This is a genomic window from Haloferax mediterranei ATCC 33500 (assembly GCF_000306765.2).
In the GTDB taxonomy this organism is placed as follows: Archaea; Halobacteriota; Halobacteria; order Halobacteriales; family Haloferacaceae; genus Haloferax; species Haloferax mediterranei.
In genome coordinates, this window is sequence record NC_017944.1 from 23,979 (window position 1) to 43,502 (window position 19,524).

The 19,524-nt window shown below is 56.9% G+C and carries 14 protein-coding genes; 8 read left to right on the forward strand and 6 right to left on the reverse strand.

From position 1 onward, the window contains the following. Position 1 precedes the first annotated feature (1 nt). Positions 2-535 carry an HD domain-containing protein gene (locus HFX_RS16930; RefSeq protein ID WP_004061092.1) on the reverse strand — a complete coding sequence of 178 codons (534 nt, stop codon included), beginning with the start codon at positions 533-535 and terminating at the stop codon, positions 2-4. Positions 536-819: 284 nt separating this feature from the next. Beyond that, positions 820-948, reverse strand: coding sequence for a hypothetical protein (locus HFX_RS20525; RefSeq protein WP_269321966.1), 129 nt, complete (start codon positions 946-948; stop codon positions 820-822). Positions 949-1,765: 817 nt separating this feature from the next. Between HFX_RS20525 and HFX_RS16935 the strand changes: the two genes are divergently transcribed. The 7 genes from HFX_RS16935 to HFX_RS16965 all read left to right on the forward strand — a co-directional run bounded on the left by HFX_RS16935 (position 1,766) and on the right by HFX_RS16965 (position 14,228). Further along, complete coding sequence (locus tag HFX_RS16935) at positions 1,766-3,151, forward strand: hypothetical protein (RefSeq protein ID WP_004061089.1); 1,386 nt, start codon at positions 1,766-1,768, stop codon at positions 3,149-3,151. A 142-nt stretch (positions 3,152-3,293) separates the two neighbouring features. Beyond that, the gene (locus HFX_RS16940) at positions 3,294-4,568 is read left to right on the forward strand and encodes an extracellular solute-binding protein (RefSeq protein WP_014732724.1); all 1,275 of its coding nucleotides are present in this window, start codon (positions 3,294-3,296) and stop codon (positions 4,566-4,568) included. A 120-nt stretch (positions 4,569-4,688) separates the two neighbouring features. After that, the gene (locus tag HFX_RS16945; protein WP_004061086.1) at positions 4,689-6,875 is read left to right on the forward strand and encodes a sensor histidine kinase; all 2,187 of its coding nucleotides are present in this window, start codon (positions 4,689-4,691) and stop codon (positions 6,873-6,875) included. 865 nt (positions 6,876-7,740) lie between these two features. Continuing rightward, a complete protein-coding gene (locus HFX_RS16950; protein ID WP_014732725.1) occupies positions 7,741-8,532 on the forward strand; it encodes an alpha/beta fold hydrolase in 792 nt (263 codons plus the stop codon). 262 nt (positions 8,533-8,794) lie between these two features. Further along, complete coding sequence (locus HFX_RS16955) at positions 8,795-10,432, forward strand: potassium channel family protein (RefSeq protein ID WP_049917560.1); 1,638 nt, start codon at positions 8,795-8,797, stop codon at positions 10,430-10,432. Positions 10,433-11,508: 1,076 nt separating this feature from the next. Next, positions 11,509-13,197 (forward strand): thiamine pyrophosphate-binding protein, encoded by a 1,689-nt coding sequence (locus HFX_RS16960; protein WP_004061083.1) that lies wholly within the window; start codon positions 11,509-11,511, stop codon positions 13,195-13,197. A 56-nt stretch (positions 13,198-13,253) separates the two neighbouring features. Continuing rightward, positions 13,254-14,228 (forward strand): NAD-dependent epimerase/dehydratase family protein, encoded by a 975-nt coding sequence (locus HFX_RS16965; protein ID WP_004061082.1) that lies wholly within the window; start codon positions 13,254-13,256, stop codon positions 14,226-14,228. A 113-nt stretch (positions 14,229-14,341) separates the two neighbouring features. On the opposite strand, the gene HFX_RS16970 is transcribed toward HFX_RS16965, so the two are convergent. Both HFX_RS16970 and HFX_RS16975 read right to left on the reverse strand, forming a co-directional pair. Beyond that, positions 14,342-14,953 (reverse strand): HD domain-containing protein, encoded by a 612-nt coding sequence (locus HFX_RS16970; protein WP_004061081.1) that lies wholly within the window; start codon positions 14,951-14,953, stop codon positions 14,342-14,344. Continuing rightward, positions 14,943-15,677 carry an EthD domain-containing protein gene (locus HFX_RS16975; protein ID WP_014732728.1) on the reverse strand — a complete coding sequence of 245 codons (735 nt, stop codon included), beginning with the start codon at positions 15,675-15,677 and terminating at the stop codon, positions 14,943-14,945. The genes HFX_RS16970 and HFX_RS16975 overlap by 11 nt, the downstream gene beginning before the upstream one ends. Positions 15,678-15,826: 149 nt before the next feature. On the opposite strand from HFX_RS16975, the gene HFX_RS16980 reads away from it, so the two are divergent. Further along, positions 15,827-17,095: a M24 family metallopeptidase gene (locus tag HFX_RS16980; RefSeq protein ID WP_049917558.1), complete on the forward strand. Its 1,269-nt coding sequence runs from the start codon at positions 15,827-15,829 to the stop codon at positions 17,093-17,095. 160 nt (positions 17,096-17,255) lie between these two features. On the opposite strand, the gene HFX_RS16985 is transcribed toward HFX_RS16980, so the two are convergent. Together HFX_RS16985 and pdhA are read right to left on the reverse strand one after the other, a co-directional pair. Then, on the reverse strand, positions 17,256-18,272 hold the full coding sequence (locus tag HFX_RS16985) for an alpha-ketoacid dehydrogenase subunit beta (RefSeq protein WP_004061078.1): 1,017 nt from the start codon (positions 18,270-18,272) through the stop codon (positions 17,256-17,258). After that, positions 18,269-19,417, reverse strand: a complete 1,149-nt coding sequence (gene pdhA, locus HFX_RS16990; protein WP_004061077.1) for a pyruvate dehydrogenase (acetyl-transferring) E1 component subunit alpha — start codon at positions 19,415-19,417, stop codon at positions 18,269-18,271. Before pdhA ends, HFX_RS16985 begins: the two co-directional genes overlap by 4 nt. Positions 19,418-19,524 lie beyond the last annotated feature (107 nt).

Here is a 19,524-nt window from a genome sequence, read left to right on the forward strand (position 1 = left end):
ATCAGCTTTCAATGCGTTCCTTCACAATGGGGAACTTGTCATTGAGTTCCTGAAATATGTCTTCGTCCCCGATATATGGTTCTGATTTGTCAATGAAATACTCCACCTTTTTGATCTGGTTCTTTTCCAGTTCTTCCGAATCTCCTAAGCCGTAGTAATCACTGTTATCTAAAATATCCGCAGCTTTAACAGCTACCGCGTTTCTTCCCAGCCCAAAGCACCTTTTATAAATATCGTAGTGTCTTTCGAGATAGTCGTCGATATTCTCGTCGAAACTAGTGGCTTCCACGATATTTGCAACGTCTTTCCCGAACTTCGAATGAATCTCATCGGAAGTTACATCTGTATCTTCTAACAGATCGTGGAGAAGACCAGAGATGACGATGTGCTTTTCATAACCTCTGTCGTAAAGATTCATTCCCACTCTTATACTGTGGAGGATCACCGGTTTCGGGTTATCTCCTGAGGCTTCGAACGAATGCACCAGATATTGAATAGCTCGTTCAATCTCTTGATCTTCTTCTAGATCCCTCATCTCTATGACTAGCGAGCGGATGTGCTATTAAGTTCTTTTTGACACGAACTGCCTGAGATGCCTTTGCTGGCCGACCCGATGACCTTGGACTCACTCCTTGTCCTTGTGAGAGTCGCACACCTACCTAACGGCTATTTCAGCGGGAAAATATTGACCAAATAGGATTCCAACAGAGCCACTTGCGGACATTTGCGGCCGGCCGCTTCTTGGTCTACACTGGGGCGACGAGTCGGCTAACGGTGGTGTGAAAATACACAGCTATCTGGTGAACTCCACTGGACAGCTTAGTCGTCTAGTGGAAGGTGATACACCTCTTCTGGGCGCTCTTCTTCGGATTCCGTTTCCGGAACGTCCACAAGGAGTTCCTCCAACTCTTGTTCGTTTTCAGTGAACCGATACCCGTGATGGCACATAGCGACTCACCATGTTAGTGTATGCCATAATGGGGTAAAGGTCTTGAGTTTAATCGACGCTCGATACCCGCACACTGTCCGCCACGGCAGGTGCCGTGGCATCTACAGCGGTAGAAGTGAGTGTCTTGGGGTCACTGAAGAGGTCCTCTCCAAGGGGGCAAGAGACCAACGGTCTCTCCACGTACCACCGGGCAAGTTCACTCGCTATCTGCTTCTGGATGGTTCAACCGTCGGTACACTGCGACCATTCTCCACAACGACGTTTCGATATCCCCACCGCTAGATTCGGCCTGTAGTTGTCTGTAGAGTTCTTCTGAGATGGTGATTTCGGGCATTATACTAGTGTTAACAACGCGCACACTAATGTGTGTTAGGCTCGATAGGAGCGAAGCAATCCCGGCGAGTACCCCTGCCCACACTGACGCGGGCGTTGAACTACTGGGCTTGTACGCTGCGGCCAGAGTGCGCGCGTTTCTCACAGGGGTGGTCTCCGAACGCAACCGTACACCAATCCGGTCTGTTCTCACGGGTAGTTCATGGTACCCAGACGGTGAGGTAGTTCGTAGTTCCCAGACGGTGAGTAACCGTCTCGCGCGTTACTCTCTCCCCTCAGACTCACTCTGTAGCGATATTTACAGATAGTGACCAATCAGTTATTTTATCTTTATCTGTACGCACTGCAATTGATTACCTGCCCACAGTCTGGGTGGACTCGAGGTGACTCTATCCTGTGATGGATGCGGGGCGACTTCATCCTGCGATGGACGCGAGCGATTCTATCCTAACCGTGGGGTGATAGACGACGAGATGATATCTGATGAAACATAAATTCCGATTTGTACTGATCGTCTTCCTCTCGCTCAGCTTGGTTACTGCCGGTTTTGCCACGTCGGTAGCCGCCAATCACGAGAGCGACGAGATTGACATCGACACGGAGGATAGCGAGATCGAACAAGACGGCAACGACGTCGAAATCGAAGACGACGACGAAGACCTCGACTTCGAGTCCGATGGAGACGACGAGGTCGACATCGAAGTCGAGGACCACGAAATCGAACAGCACGGCGACGACCTTGAAGTCGAAGATGACGACGAGGACCTCGATTTCGAGAGTCACGACGGCGGGGACGAGGTCGACATCGAGACTGACGACCACGAAATCGAGAAGGACGACAACGTGGTCGAAGTCGAGGACGATGAAGACGACCTCGACTTCGAGGCCGACGAGGCAAACGACCTCTTCGACATCGAGTTCGACGACCACGAAATCGAACAGGACGACGACGCGCTCGAGGTCGAGAGCGATGCAGACGACCTGGACTTCGAATCCGATGGTGACGACCTCGACGTCGAGTTCGACGACTTCGAGGCCGAGAAGCACGGTGACGAGGTCGACGTTGAGACCGACGACATCGACTTCGAGAACGACGGTAGACTCGACATCGAGTTCGACGGCAGCGGCGGGATCGACATCGACATCGATGGCGACGACATTGAAGTCGACACCGATGACTTCGAACTCGAACAGGAGGGTGACGACCTTGAGGTCGAAGACGACGACAACGATATCGACCTCGAGAGCGACGACGAGAGCCACGAGTTCGAGGCTGACGACCACGACATCGAGCAGGACGGCGACGACATCGACGTCGAAGGCGACGACTTCGAGTTCGAGAACGACCTGTTTGGTGCCGACTTCGAGACCGACGCCATCGATATCGAACTGGACGACGACGACCTGGAGGTTGACACCGACGACGGTCTCGAGTTCGAAGGCGAGGACGACGATGTCGAATTCGAGACTGACGACCACGAAATCGAACAGGAGGGCGATGAAGTGGAAGTAGAGGACTTCAATGACGACTTCGAATTCGAGAACGATGACGACGAGGTGGAGTTCGAGACCGACGACATCGACATCGAGCACAGCGACGAGAACCTCGACTTCGAGAAAGACGGGGGACTCGACCTCGAGTCAGACGGTGAACACATAGATCTCGAACGCGACGAGCACGAAGACACCGAGGTTGAGGCGTTCCTTGACGACCTCACCCGAAGCGAGATTATTGAACTCGGCACCGAAACCGGTGCGGACGACCTCGATGACCTTGCGGACATGGACATCGAAGACCTCGACGACCACGAAGTCGAGATGCTCGAACGGTTCCTCACCGACGACGACAGCAAAGACGACAGCGAGTAAATCCCGCTATCTGGAGAACCGTACTGTAAACGGTGTAGAAGGGTTCAACCCCGAATATCTCCCAGGTGGCACCCTGGGATTTATGCATTACAGACGCATATAATACGTGATGGCGCGGGCTCGGATAGGGCGCCGAGAGGTAGTGACTGCTGGCGGAGCGATACTAACAGGAAGCCTCCTCCCCGGTTGTCTCGGCACCATCAGAGGCAGGACTGACAGTATTTCTATCGCGGCGACCGAAGGGGAAGGGCGGTTGTTCCGAAGACTAACTGACGAGTTTGTTACTGTCGAGACTGGTATCGAAGTCAACGTCGAATTGAAACCGTACGACGCATTGTACGAACAAAACCGCAAACTACTGGCTGAGAAGCGCGACGAATTCGACCTCGTATTCATGGACGACCCCTGGTTCCCGAATTTTGCCTCTGACTTGGAACCGATTGTGGAGTATCTCCCGGATGGAGTCCCCGACGAATACATTCAGACGACGCTCGACATCGCCCACTGGCCGACACCACGGGGCCCGTTGCCCCCTGAAGTAAGAGATGAAGACCCGACCTTGCGGGGGTTGGTCGTCGTCGGAAATACGCAGATTTTCGTGTACAACGCAGCGTACTTCAACCAGGTCGGATACGACCCGCCCGAAACCTATCGGGACGTCCTCGAAGCGGGACGGGCGATAGACGAGATCGACGGCGTCCACGGATACGTCATCCGCGGAGCGCAAGGAAATCCGATAGTTACGAACTTCTTTCCGGTCGGGTTCTCGCAGGCCGGGAGCATGTTCGATACTGACTGGCGATTCCAGTGGAACTCACAGGACGGTATCGAGGCTCTCAGGTTCTTCGTGAAGGAGTTAGCCGACATCAGTCCCGCAGACGTCACGAAGTACAACGAAGACGAGGTCGTTACAACACTCGCTCAGGGAACGGCCGCACAGGCCAGCACTTGGCCTGGTACGGCTTCTCTTGCGATAGAAGACGATAGCCCGGCGACCGGAGACCTCGCATTCACGGTCATACCGAGTAACGGCGATGGTCGCAGAGCACCACAGCAGGGAAACTGGATTGTCGGTATCAACTCCTACACGAGTGAGGCGGCGAAGAAAGCCAGCGGTAAAGTAATACAGTCGTTTGTCTCCAGAGAGGGTCAGGAACGCTACGTCGATATCGGTGGTGTTCCCTTCCGTCACGACACCTTCGAGAACAACCTCGACGCTCGGCCGTGGATGGAAGCGCTTTACGAGAGCCTGCAGGAAGCCCGATGGCGTCCGCGGACACCTCTCTGGCCGGTTATCGAGCAAGAACTTGGATTACGGCTTCACAGTGCCCTAGGCGGTCCAATCTCTGCTGAGGAAGCGATGAGTAGTGCTGAAACGGAAATCGAGAGCGTACTCAAAAATGCTGGATACTACTGATAGCACTGGCACCTCGGGATGCCACTCCCGATCGTTCGAACCTACGAGCTTCCCGGTCGCATACGGGTTGTGCAGTAATATTCGCCCAATTGATGTGAGTCCCATCGAGCGATCCTGACGATGTTCGACCTAATCAGACGAATCGTGCCCGACAAGGTCCGCCGGAGTTACGTCCTCAAATTCGGGCTTTCGCTCTTGTTCCTCGGGACGCTGGTCGGTTCGCTGGGGTACTTCACGACGAACGAGATGACGGCTGCCGTAGAACAGAACGTCATGGAGGAGCACGCGACGGTGGCTTCGGAGGAGGGTCGCAATTTCCGGATTTGGCACGAACAAAACAAGCGGTTAACGGGTGCACTCACGGCAACGGACGTCGTCAGGAGCCGTGGTGTCGAAGACATCCAGCGGCACCTGCGACATCAACTGGTCTTCTTCCCGGATGCGACACACCGCGTCGACTACGTCAATACGACGAGCAACAAGATACTCGCGGGCACGAGGGAGGTGGACACGCTTCGTGAGGCTGACTTTCCCGGCGCTTCTCGGGTAAATACGACTCTCGACCCAGCCAAGCCGCTTGTCACCGAACCGTATCTGATAAACAACAAAACGCTAGTGGTCTCGTACGTACGTCCGGTCAGTGGACAGCCTGACCGAGCAATCGTCCTCACGATGGATTTGGGTGTGTACGGGCAGAACTTCCGGACCCACGGCAGGTCAGAGCTGACGCTCGTGGTCGATTCAGACGACCGGATTATCATGAGTGACGAGTTCGACCCTCGATACGGCGTCGAGTACGGACAGATATTTGAACGGCTTCCCGACCAGCACGGTATCCTTCCAGCGGCACGAAATATCGAACCCGGCGAAGATCCGAGCGGGGCAATGGAAATCGGCGATCGTCCGAGTGGACTGTTAAGAGATGGATACGGATTCGACCCCGACGGCTACGTCGTCGGGTACTATTACTTCCCCGACCAGGGCTGGGTCTTGCTCTATTACCAGTCGACGGCGGACGCCTACGGCTTCGTCCACGCGGTTCGACAGTACGGCACTCTGGTGACTATCGTGAGCGTGCTCCTCATCGGCGTCGTTGGAGCCATCCTCGGGCGGAATACGGCTGTTGCCGTCGACAGATTGACCCAGAAAGCCGGACGTATCGAATCCGGTAACTTCGACGTCGACTTCGACACCGACCGAATTGACAACATCGGGCAGTTGTACAGAGCCTTCGACGAGATGCAGCGTACGATACGCGAGAACCTGCGAGCGTCTGCTCTCATTGATAACGCGTCGGACCTCATCACGCAGGTCGACGAGAACGGCAATATTACGTTCCAGAGCCCCTCTTCACGCACGATACTCGGATATGACCCCGAGCAGATGAATGGGACTTCGTTGCTCTCCCACATCCACCCGGACGACAAACCGACCGTCGAGTCAGCACTGTCAGGTGCCAACGAACCTCACCGCATCGAATTCAGGATGCAGGATGCGGACGGTCAATGGCGTGTTCTCGAGGGAACGTGCGAGAAAGTAGCAAAGAACCCGTTCGTTACAGGTGTCGTGTTGACCTGTCACGACATTACGGAACGTATCGAGCGCCAGCAGGAACTCGAAGAGACCAAACAAGAACTCGAACGGTCGAACGAGGCACTCCAGCAGTTCGCTTATATCGCCTCGCACGACCTCCAAGAGCCGCTACGAATGGTTAGTAGTTATCTCGACTTGCTTTCGATGGAGTACGGAGACCAACTAGACGAGGAGGCCAACGAGTACATCGAATTCGCCGTCAACGGCGCAGAACGGATGCGAAACATGATTAACGGACTGCTCGCTTACTCCAGGGTCAAAACACAGGCGGGGGACTTCGAAACAATCGACCCGAACGAAGTCGTGGATGACGTCTGTCTGGATTTGAAGTTGCTCATCGAAAACGAAGACGCAACCATCACGACCGACGAACTCCCGATGGTCCGAGCTGACGAGGACCAACTCCGACAGGTCTTCCAGAACCTGATCAAAAACGCCATCGAGCACGCGGGTGACGAGCCACCCGAAATCAACGTCGGTTTCACAGAACTTTCCGACGCATACCGGTTCAGTGTCAAAGACTATGGCGTGGGAATCCCGGAGGACCAACAGGAGAAGATCTTCGAGATATTCAAACAAGCGTCAGGTGGAGAAAGTGGAGCCGGTATCGGGCTCGCGGTGTGCAAACGCATTGTCGAACGACACGGCGGCGACATCTGGGTCGAGTCCACCGTCGGTGAGCACACCACATTTTATTTCACTATCTCGAAATAGCTGGGCAGTTGTGTATTCTGAGTGAACACAAATATTCAAACAAGTCAACAGTCGGTTCACACATAGCGTTCCTCCAGCCACAGTCCAACTTCACGAGGTACCCGACTACTGCAGGAGTACTGACGGGGCTGGCATACCCTTGTTGCGGCTACATTGTGGGTTCAGTTCGAGTTTGAAAATTTGATTACCACGTTCTCAGCTGAACCGTTGTACGTCACATATGCGTGGATAGGAACGTTTGTCGTTGGTTTCGTCCCAAGCTTCCTGTATGTCCGAGACAAGTCGTGTCGCCGTTGCTCGTCGTAGCTGTGTGCTCGTACTTACAGGACTCGGGACGTGTCAGACTATTCGAAGGGTTTGACTCCAGTCGGTCCACTCCTTTTGGATGGTACGCCCTCCTTTGGGTCGTCGTTCTCGTACTTGAGGTGCTTCTCTGAGGACTTGAATCACAGGTCCGTGGGCCAACCAACTCGAATAATTAGATATTAATTGAATCTTGCGAATTTTGGGGGTATCAAGTGAATTTCTGACTATTGTACGCCGAATTACTGTCCATATCACCGGCAGTCAGATTTACTATCCACTCGTCAAAGAAACATAGATGGCGGTGTTGGCCGCATTTGCTAGCTTACTATTCTGTCACCTATAGTAGCGTTTGCAACTGGTTACACATCCGACCGCATGACAGCGGTCGACCGAGTGTGCACTGACTTGCAAACGCTACTATAAGTCGCCGGAACGGAGAAATTACAAACTATGTCTGAACGCTTGCGGAGTCCGAAGGACGACATCTAACCGTCTCCATTTAAACGGCCCCATCACTGAGAGAATGGCTTAGCCGGGTCGTCCGATAACGTGGAGATGTATGCAGACGACACAGTCAACAGATGGCACGGAGTTAAGCTACGAACTGTACGGAGATGGTCGGCCGCTAATCCTACTCCACGGGGGGATGGCTCCTCGAGAATACTGGGACCCAGTCATCCCTCACTTTGGAGAGTATACCGCTGTCGTCCCCCAACGACCGGGGTTTGGAACCTGTCTCGACGGTCCGGCCGAGACAAGCCCTAGCGAGGTGCTAGAACGTGAGAGCACGTACGTACAGACGCTCGTTGACGATGTTGACGGCGACCCAATTCTGCTCGGGCATTCCTACGGTGCACTCACCGGAATCGAGGCTGCGACGGATGCAACGGTCGAAGCGGTCGTCGCCTACGAACCGGCTGTCCTTCCCGACGACTTCCGGACGCAGGCTAATCTCGCCGACCGCATGGCGGCGCTCGTTGAGCAGGGCGAACGCCGCGAGGCGGTGAAACGCTACATCGAGCTAGTACTTCACCCCGAAGGAATCGACGACCTCGACGCATGGTTAGCAGAGTGGCCAGTTTGGCCCGACTGTGTTGACCTCGTCGAAGAGGTTGTCCGGATGAATCGTGCCGTCGAGCGATACCGGCTTCCCGACCGTCTCGACGTCGATGCCCCTGTGCTCGTCCTGACTGGTACCGACGGTCCAGACTTCCTCCGCAAAAGCGCTCGTGCTACTCACGAGGCGCTTCCGCATAGCCGCTTCGTCGAGTTCGACGGTATTGGTCACAGCGGTCCCAGCGAAGCACCGGAACTGATTTCGGCGGAAGTCGATTGCTTCCTTCGTAAATAGTCGAGAGTGGTTTGGAGAATATAGTAACGTTTGCAACTGGTGACACATCCAATCGCACGACACCGGTCGAGCGAGTGTGCACTGACTTGCAAACGCTACTATAGCATGTAACTGCCCACCTCAATCGCCGCTGCTGGCCGTCGCGGCACTCGGAACCGACCGTTCTGATGGAGTTTCGATTCGGTCGGGAGTTCGAACGGACATTTTACAGACAGGCCGGTGGGCCACCGAATCTTTGACCCATGGCAACAAACACCGTAGCATGGTTAGAGTCGCTCGCCGGACCCTCTCCTACCTGGGGCTAGTCGTTGTGACCACGATTGTCCTCACGTTGGTCTACAACGTCGGCATGGGCATCTGGGAGGGGCGCTCCCAGCCGCTGTATCGCTCGCTCGAAGTGGTCTTCCAGAGCTTAACGACCACTGGCTACGGTGAAGACGCCCCGTGGGATAGCCTACAGATGAACCTGCTCGTCATCGGCATTCAACTGACGGGTATCGGCCTCATACTGACCGCGGTAGATATCTTCGCAGTGCCATGGCTCCAGAGCGCACTCAAGCCATCTGCGCCGAGCGACGCGCCTGACCACTCCGCCCATGTCGTCATCTGCGGGTTCACACCGAGAACCGAGGCCTTCCTGGAGGAACTTGCCACCCGGGAAAGACCATACGTCCTCATCGAGTCCGACGAAGCGGTCGCGACCGACCTCCACCGGGCAGACTACGACGTGGTTCACGGGGACCCGGAGGTGACTGAGGTGTTGTCTGCAGCGAGCGTTGCGGACGCAGCGGCGGTCGTCGTAGACGCGCCCGACGACGCGACGGCGAGCATCGTCCTGTCCGTCCGGGAGGTAAACCCGGAGGTCAGGACCGTCACCCTCGTTGAGCACCGCGGTTTGGGGGAGTACCTCGACGTAGCGGGTGCCGACGCAGTCCTTTCGCCCCGCCAACTGCTCGGTGAGAGCATCGCGAGCGAGGTACCGACGGCCGTCAGCACGCTCGTCGACGAGGAGGTCGAAATCGGCGAAGACTTGCAGCTCGTCGAAGTCGGAGTCACACCGGACAGCGACCTCTGCGGTCGGACAGTTGCGGAGGCACAGCTCCGTGAGCGGTTCGGCGTAGACATGATCGGTGCCTGGGTCGATGGGAGCTTCGAGAGTCCGTTCCCGCCGGATACGACCATCGAAGGCGGTGTCAGGCTGTTAGTCGTGGGTGACCGGAAAGAGGTAGACTCGTTTCGCGACGAAGCAATCGCGTCCGTCCAGTCGGTTTCGTCCCAAACGGTCGTTATTGCGGGGTACGGTGAGTCCGGGCGGGCGGCTGCCAGAGCCTTCGAGGGAACGACGACGAACGTCACAGTCCTCGACATCGAGGACGACAGCCAGGTCGACGTAGTGGGAGACGTTCGAGACCCCGAAGTGCTCGAACGTGCCGGAATCGGCGACGCCTCGGCACTTGTCATCACCGTCGGAGACGACACAACCGCTATCCTCGCGACGTTAATCGCTCGGGACCGCAACCCGGACCTACGACTCCTGGTTCGGGCGAACGAGGAAGACGACGTGACGAAGCTCTACCGGGCAGGGGCGGACTTCGTCCAGTCGCTGGCGACCGTCAGCGGCCGGATGATCGCATCTACGGTGTTCGAGGACGAGGAAGTGTTCGTCTACGACAAGCAGGTCTCCGTGGTTCGGCTACCGGCTACCGATCTGGCTGGCAAAACTGTGGCCGAGGCGGCAGTCCGGTCACGTACCGGTGTGACCGTTATCGCCGTCGTCCGGGAAGAAGAGATCATCACGAATTTCGACCCGACGGCGTTCGAAATTGCAGAAGGTGACGATGTGATCGTTGCCGGAGCAGACGAACATATCCGACGGTTCGAGTCCGAGTTCGGCGGGTGAAGTGGGACGCAAGAAAGCGGCACCCTCCGGGTCGACAGTCATTCCGAGGTACGGGTTTGGCTCGTCGCGAGTGCCCTCTTTCGAACCCTGCGCTGACTCGGCGTTGTTTTCCCACAGTGTTCGATGCGTGCAACCGTATTCGCATCGATACAACTAGTCGGATGATGCTATGACTCATGACAGAAGCGATGGAGCTAGCCGATAAAGCACCCATCCAGTCAATATATAACCAAGAGATTCAGCCGTCTGAAATCGATATCTATCAGCGGCGACATCTACTTTTCGAACGGGTGGACACAGTTCGGATAACTCGATTCAGCAAGCGTACCAGTCTAGTTACTCTACTGATTTGCGGTTTTACCGCTACAGAGACGTGATGAACAGCGCGGACTGACCGTCGTCAGCGGTGGCAGGCAAGATACTTCTAGCAAGATTCTCGTTGGAATCTAGTGATTGTAGTCGTACGCTTGACCCGACTTCTAACCTAGTGAAAATGACTATTACAACTATTCGTGACGGATTTTAGGTATGTGTGAGTTGATTATGAAATAGCGTAACAAGCTATTACACAACTACTACTGTAACGGACTGGGCCGGTCTAATCATATATGTGATATAAATTCGTGGCGTGACGTCCACGAAAATCGACTTCGGTGGCGCGATACGACTTGTATCCGAGTATTTCGGATAGGCTTCGTCTGATAGAGCTATCACAGCGTCTACGAGTCACTACAGACTCGGTGCACGACATCGTGCAGTCGAATGGGGCTCTGGTGTAGGCGCTACGACAACATATTCTGTTGTTTTTAGCTCTAACTCCCTGATATAATTCTCCAATTCAAGATACTCACTTGGTTATTATAGGTATGGTCAATATCCTATGGGTGGCGATGTATCCAAATTATTCGGATTCTGTTTCTTCTTTGTCCAAACAAGAAACAGGTGAGATGACCGATAAACCGAAGTACACCCAGTGAGAGAATGTAACTCACGTAGGGCAGTCGTCGTACGGTTACCGTGACATGCCGTGCTCGTCGCGACCGTACTCGCTAGCGCCTACAGAACCCATCAGACCCATGACCAAGTGTACTGCTGAAATCGTTCACGTGTTGGAGAATCTGGGCGTCGAGTATCTGTTCGGATACCCTGGCGGCCGAGCTATCGAACTACTCGAGTCACTCGCCGACTCGGATATTCAGGTCGTGCGTCCGCGCGATGAGCGCGAGGCGAGCGTGATGGCCGAGATGTACGGGCGGTATCACCAGTCACCGGGTGTGCTCACGGGACAAGGTCCTTGGATTGGGAGTATCGGCGCAATCGGTCAGATGGAGGCCCGACTCGGTTCATCTCCGATGGTTGCCCTGACGGAAGCATCTGAACGAGGTGACTACTCGACGTTAGCGCCGTATCAGCAGGCTCGTGGTGATTATGGTGGTTTCTCGCTTCCCAAGATTCTGGACGGTATCACCAAGGAGTGGTGGTTCCCTCGTTCGGCTAACGAAACGATACGGAGCGTCCAGTTAGCGTTCAAGCACTCGACTGCTAATCGTCCCGGTCCCACGGCGGTCATTCTGGACGGAGATGCAGTCACTGCTGAGGTGCCGGAAGATGATACGCCACCTCTCTGGTCTCCAGAAGAACAGACCAAAAACTGGGAGTCGGCACCGACCGAGGAAACCGTTTCCGAGGCCTCGAAGATACTTTCGGATGCTGAGCGACCGGTTATTATCGCGGGGAACGGCGTTCACGTCTCTCAGTGCTACGACGAACTGCTCGACGTAGCGGCGGCATACGACGCGGTTGTCACCACTTCCTATCTCGGGAAGTCGACGATTCCGGAGACACACGACCGGGCCGCCGGTGTCATCGGCTCGTTCGGACACGAAGGAGCCAATCAGGTGGTCAGCGAAGCAGACGCGCTGCTCGTCGTGGGCTGTCGGATGAATCCGATGGACACGAATTGGCAGGCGGCGAGTTTCATTCGCCCGGACGAGCAAGCAATCATCCACGCTGATATCGAAACCCGAAACGCCGGGTGGGTCTACCCCGCCGATGTCGGCCTTATCGGCGACGCCGGACAGTCGCTTGCGGCACTCGTCAGCGCAGGAAGCGGACAGAATGGCTGGGCAGTCGACCGCGCTGCTGAAGCCCGAACGGACTTCACAGTTCCCGAGTGCGACTCTGACCAGCGTCCGATTCTCCCACAGCGTGCAGTCGCAGAAATCAACAAGATAGTCGACGAGGAGACGATTGTGACGGCGGATTCGGGGAACAACCGATTTTGGCTCCTCAATTACGTGCAGACGCCGGCGGTCCGAACCTACTTCGGCAGTGGCGGTGTCGGTGGAATGGGCTGGGCTGGACCCGCCGGTGTCTCCGCGGCAATCACGACCGACAAGGACGTGGTCGCAGTTGCCGGTGACGGCGGCTTTACAATGACGATGACGTGCGTCGAGACAGCGGTCGAATACGGGGTTTCACCCACGTTTGTCGTCCTCAACGACACTTCACTCGGGATGGTCCGCCAGATGGACGATTCGATTCCCGGCGTCGAGTTCCACGATACGGATTTCGTCACCGTGGCCGAAGGCTTTGGTGCGGAGGGGATGCGCGTAACAGAGCCCGAAAACTTGGGTGACCGCCTCGAAGAGGCCAAAGCGGCCGATGTTCCGACGGTCGTCGACGTACGAATCGACCGCGAACAAGACATGGCTGAAACACTCCAGTCATCGTTTTACGCAGAGGTCGGCGGTCTCCACGAGTAACGGCCAGTTTGTGGGAGGGCACAACGCTTTTGCCGGACTCCGCCGACATCAGTACTATGGCGGAACACGCGACAGTACTTGTCACTGGCGGGACCGGCTTCATCGGCTCGTACGTTTCGAAGCAGTTCCTCGAACACGGACACGACGTCATCGCATACGACCTCTCTACGGACACGCGCATCCTGGAGAAACACGATATTGCCGACGACGTCGAAGTCAGACGAGGAGACGTGAGCGACGCGACTGACGTGGTCAGCGCGGTTTCTGAGACCGGAACGACGCATATCGTTCACCTCGCTGCACTCTTGACTAACACGGCCGAGAGTAACCCTCGCGCGGCCATGCAGGTGAATATCGAAGGTACCAGTAACGTCTTCGAGGCCGCCCGAGCCCTCGATGACCAGGTCGAACGAGTCGCTTGGGCATCCTCTGCGGCAGTCTACGCGCCGCCCCACAACTACGACGACGGCAGCGACTGGTGGGTCACCGAAGACGACTTGGTCTACCCGGATACGCTCTACGGGGCGACCAAGGAGTACAACGAGCACCAGGCCCGTGTCTACAACGAGGAGTACGGCGTCAGTCACGTTGCAATCCGGCCAACCGTTGCATACGGTCCGTACCGTGAGACCGGTGGGTCTGCGTTCCTCGCGAACATCGTCGAAAAACCCGCCGTCGGAGAGTCCTTCTCGGTCGAGTACGGTGACCAAGAAATCGACTGGCAACACGTCGAAGATATCGCACAGGGATTCCGCTTGGCGGCGTTTACGCCCGACGAAGAACTCTCCCAGCGCATCTACAACGTCCGCGGAGAACTTGCTACCGTCCGAGAGGCCGCTGAGACTGTCGAAGACATCATGCCCGACGCCGACATCGACGTGTCTGACGATGGCGAACTGCCGTGGACCCAACGCCTCGACATGACGAAAGCCCAAGAAGACTTGGGCTACGACCCGCAGTACGACCTCGAATCCGGATTCCGGGACTACATCTCGGTGCTCCGCGACGAGGCCGGACTGGACCCGATCTAGGCGCGCACGAACGATTGAACGTCGATTCGGCGACAGTCAAACGGACGACTCGGGTCCCAACGACGGCCAAAAGAAAACTCGGGTTCCGACGACAGTCAAACGGAGCCCCGGATTCAGTTCTGCGTCTGACTGTACTTGTCTACCCACTCTTTCAACGTGATTCCCATCGCAGATTCGGTGATGGCGTTCGAAGAGGCTGAATTTGCGCTTTTGACGAGTTCGGCTTCGAGCGTCCGCGTCGGTACTTCCCCGAGGAAGTGTGGAATCGCTCTCTGCACGTCCAGCGGGCAGCCGACTTCGTGGGCCAGCGCGTAGCCCGAGATGGAGTGGGGAATCTCTTCGCTGGCGTAGCGTTCGCGGTCCGTGCCATCGAGGAGTTCGGCATCGACGTGGTCGACGTACTCGTAGCACTTTCCGACGTCGTGGAGCAGACACGCCGCGACGATAACGTCGATATCCGGGTCTGCACCGTGGAAGTCGCGCTGAACCTCGGCGGATTGGAGCGCGATTTTCGTGACTCCGCGGACGTGTTCGACGTTGGTGATTTCGTGAATATTCCAGGCGTATGGAATGTCTTGGATGGTCTTCCAACCGCCCCGTTCCAGACCGAGTACCCAGGCTTCGACGACTTTCTCCCGAAGGCTATCGTCCTCAATCTGGCGGAGCGACGGGAACGCGTCTCGAACTTGGGTTTCGTAGTCCCGTTCCTCTCCCTCAGTAGCCATCGTGGTTCACGAGCGTGTTTTTCACGAGTTGTTCGCGGCCGATAAACCGCGGGCGCGCTTCGATAGCGAGGAAGTTATCCACGTCTTCGCGCGCCTCAGCAGCCTTGCCACCCGTCGCCTCGTAGTCGCGGGAGCCTTCACTGCCCAGTGCGTCGTAGAGCTTGTCGATGTCGTCGAAGTAGAGTTCAGCGACGCCGTCGAATTCGGCGTTTTCGGGGTCCGTCGGAACCACCTGACAGTAGCGGACGACGCCATCGATCTCCTTTGCGATGGGCGTATGGGTGTGCTGCCAATGGTCGAGGAACTCCTCGTGGGTCATACCCTCCTTTCGGACGAGGAACGCAGAGTGCTTGTAGAGACCGTCGGTGTCGCCGTCGACTTCGTCCTTGACGACGCGCTCTCTTCCGATCAGACGCGGGCGACGCTCCACGTCGAGGAAGTTATCTACGTCCTTGCGAGCCTTCGCTGCGATTTCTTTCGTCGGGTCGTAATCGCGCGAGCCCTCGCTCCCGAGTGCCTCGTGCAGTTCATCTAGCGTCTCGAAATAGAGTTCGGCCAACCCGTCGAACTCCGCGTGTTCGGGCTCGGTTGGGAGGACTTGCTGGTACCGAACGACTCCTTCGATATCCTTCGCAATCGGTGTATGGGTGTGTTGCCAGTGTTCGACGAACGCTTCGTGGGACATGTCCGGCTGACGTACTAGTAGCGCGACGTGCTTGTACATGGATGTACATCTCGTTGTGGCGTCTATTAAAATATGAGGAATCAGTAAGAAAGTGTGATTCTGTTCGTCCTTCCGAGCGACAGACTCCCAGCAGTCATAACCCCAATGACTATCTTGATAATCATCCGGGAAGAATCACGGGAACGAGTATGTACGAGCGGAGTTTCATGGAAGGCACGCGCGGAACACAAGCTGTTGACTGGGAAGAGCGCATCGACGTCAAGCGCCTCCGCGAGGAACGGTACGAGAAGGCCCTCTCGCGTTTGCAGGACTCGGAGCTCGGGAGTATGCTCCTCGTCTCCGACCCGAATATCCGCTATGTCACCGGGCTCGCGATGACTGGTGGCTCCGGAGCCGACCACTACACCCTGTTGACCGAAGACGGTGATATCGTTCACTGGGACACCGCCGACCACGCGAGTAATCAGCGGTTCAACTGTCCTTGGTTGGACGACATCCGCTATGCGTGCCCCGGACTGGGGAACGTCCCGCGCGCGTCCGGCAGCGACTCAGCGCGCAATTGGCTCAAACAGAAGATGGCCAATCTCGTCACGGAGGCGATGGAGGAGTACGGCGTCCACAAGGAACCGGTGGGCCTCGACGTGGGTAACCAGGGGCTCATAAGCGCCTTCGAGAACAACGGTGTGGAAACTCGAACTGAGGAGTGCGTCGATCTGATGCACGATGCACGGAAAATCAAGACGCAGGACGAAATCGAGTGCCTGCGTATGGTCGCAGCCATCTGTGAGGCTGGCTTCCAGAAAATCAAGGAAACCGCCCGCCCGGGAGTGAAAGAATCCGAAGTCTGGGGCCACGCGAGTAAGGAACTCTGGCGGCACGGCGCGATGGTCCAAGGCGGCTACGTCACGTCCGGCCCGAACACGTGGCCGAAACATCAGGCGAACACGACCGACCGGCAGATTCGCCCCGGTGACATCGTCTATGCCGACTTCTACAACATCGGCTACCTCGGTTACCGGTCGTGTTACTACCGAACGTTCTCCATGGGTGAGCCGACGAAGGCGCAAAAGGACGCCTACGAGACGGCCCGAGACAATCTCTACGACGTGCTCGAACGCATCGAACCGGGTGCGACGACCGACGAAATCTGCAAGGGCTTCCCCGACATGGAGGGCGAACACGCTGACTGGTACGGTGCCGACGAGCACTGGCAGATGACGACGAACCACTGGGCACACGGACTCGGCCTCCAACTCTACGAGGTCCCGCTCATCTGGCGCGGTCTCTCGCCGGACCACCCCATCGAAATCGAGGAGGGGATGACGATGGCCGTCGAGACTATGGAGCCTGCAGACCGCCAAGGGGTCCGCGTCGAGGAGATGGTCGTCGTCCGCGAGAACGGCGTCGAAATCCTGAGCCAATGGCCGGTCGAAGAGATTACGCGTATCGACTACTGAAACCCCGACTATAGTAGCGTTTGTAACTGGTGACATTTCACGCTACGCGCAGCAGTTTCTGATTTTTGAGGGGCCTCTACCAACGTGGGGTGCGTGGACTCGTGCGGCAAGACGTATGGCAAGAATACGGCGACGAGTAGGGACGATTCGGGAGAGATACTCAGAAGCCGACGGTCTCGAGGATACCTTCTTGAATCCGCACCGCCTGCGGCAGGTAGTAGTCCTCGACGCCGTGAAGCGGTACCGGCGCATCGAACCCGGTAATACGCTTGATGGGTGCTTCCTGATAGAGAAGCGCCTCTTCTTGAATCGTCGAGGAGACTTCTGCTCCCAGTCCTGCCGTCTTCGGAGCCTCGTGGACGACTGCGGCGCGGCCGGTCTTCTTGAACGACTCGACAATCGTCTCGGTGTCGAGCGGAGACAACGTGCGCAAGTCAACGACCTCGGCATCGACACCGTGCTCGTCTGCGAGATTATCCGCGGCGATGAGTGTCGGGCGCGTCATAGCCCCCCACGTGTATACCGAGATATCGCTTCCTTCTCGACGGACCGAAGCGTCGGAGAGCGGAACTTCGTAGCTTCCCGTCGGAACCGCTTCCTTGAAGGCCCGGTAGATGAGCTTTGGCTCGAGGAAAATCACCGGATCCGGGTCTCGAAGGGAGGCGATGAGGAGGCCCTTGGCGTCGTACGGCGTGCTCGGGCAGACGACCTTCAGTCCGGGCTCGTGGGCGAAGAAGGCCTCTTTCGATTCCGAGTGGTGTTCCGGTGCGTGAATCCCGCCGCCGTAGGGGGCCCGCACGACCATCGGTACCGTGTACTGTCCGTGACTCCGACTCCGTAACCGGGCGGCGTGACTCACGAGTTGGTCGAACGCGGGGTAGATGAACCCCATGAACTGCATTTCGGCCACCGGGCGCAGTCCGGACAGTGCGAGGCCGATTGCGGACCCGACGATACCGGCCTCCGCAAGCGGCGTGTCGATAACGCGCCCGTCACCGAATACCTCGTAGAGGCCGTCAGTAGCACGGAAGACGCCGCCGTTTTTCCCCACGTCTTCACCCAACACGACGACATCCTCGTTTTGGGACATCTCGGTGTAGAGACCATCACAAACCGCCTCGACGAGGTTTAACTGGTCGATCGGGGACTCGGCATCTGGTGCCGTCGTCGAACTCATTCTAGCACCCCGTTGAAGGGTTCGTCACCGTACTTTTCGCGGAGGGCATTGAGTTCCTCCTGCTGCTCCCGAAGCCGGTCGGGCATTTCGTCGTAGACGTATTCGAATATCTGGTTGGGGTCGGCTTCTGCGCGTTCAGCCTCCGCTATCGCATCACTGATCTTTGCTTCGATGCGGTCATCCAGTTCGGCTTCGAGACGCTCGTCGAGGATTCCCTCCTTGTACAGGTACTTCTGTAACCGGTCAACCGGGTCCTTTTCTTTCCATTCGTCCGCTTCGTCTCCGTCCCGGTACACAGATGGGTCATCTGCTGTCGTATGGGCACCGTAGCGGTATAGCACCGCCTCGATGAGCGTCGGGCGACGTTCGTCTCTCGCCGGATTCTTCGCCTTGTTGAGCGCCTCGTTCGTGACCTGATAGACCGCAAGCGGGTCGAGTCCGTCCACGCGGACACTTTCGATACCGTACGCCTGTGCCTTCTGCGCGATGGTCTCGCTCGCCGTTTGGCGCTCTCGGGGGACGGAAATCGCCCACTGGTTGTTGTTGCAGACGAAGACCGCCGGAACGTCGAAGACACCAGCGAAGTTCAGCCCCTCGTGGAAGTCGCCTTCGGAGGTCGCTCCATCCCCGAGGTGACAGAGCACGGCACGGTCCGTTTTCTCCTGCAACTTGTGCCCCCAGGCCATTCCCATCGCTTGCGGCACCTGCGTTGCGATGGGGATGTATTCCGGCATGACGTTGACGCCGTCAGGAACTGCATAGCCTTCTCGAATCCCACGGAGGGGCTTCAGAAGCGAAGCCAACCGAACGCCGTGAACGTACTTCGCCGCGTGCTCACGGTACGTCGGGAATAGCCAGTCCTGGTCGTTCAGCGCATAGCTCGTTGCGACTTGCGCCCCCTCTTGCCCCGTCATGGGTGCATACGTCGCGATTCGTCCTTGGCGCTGGAAGCTGATTGCGCGTTGGTCGAACCGACGGGCGAGTTTGATGTCCTCGTACATCGAAACTAGCTCTTCGTCTGAGAGGTCTGGCACCGTCGCGTTCGGTCGCACGTTGCCGTCTTTATCTAGTATCTGAACTGGCTGCTCATCCGTCGGCACTGGACTGCTGGTGTCTTGCTGGTCGAGTTCCTTTTGTGCGCTCATTGGTGGTGGTCGATATACCGGTGGTTAGTCTGTCGTCTGTACCACGGCCGGTCTGGGCACCCACAGGACCGCTGGGAACGGGAGCTTGTGAGTTATTTCCAGAGGAT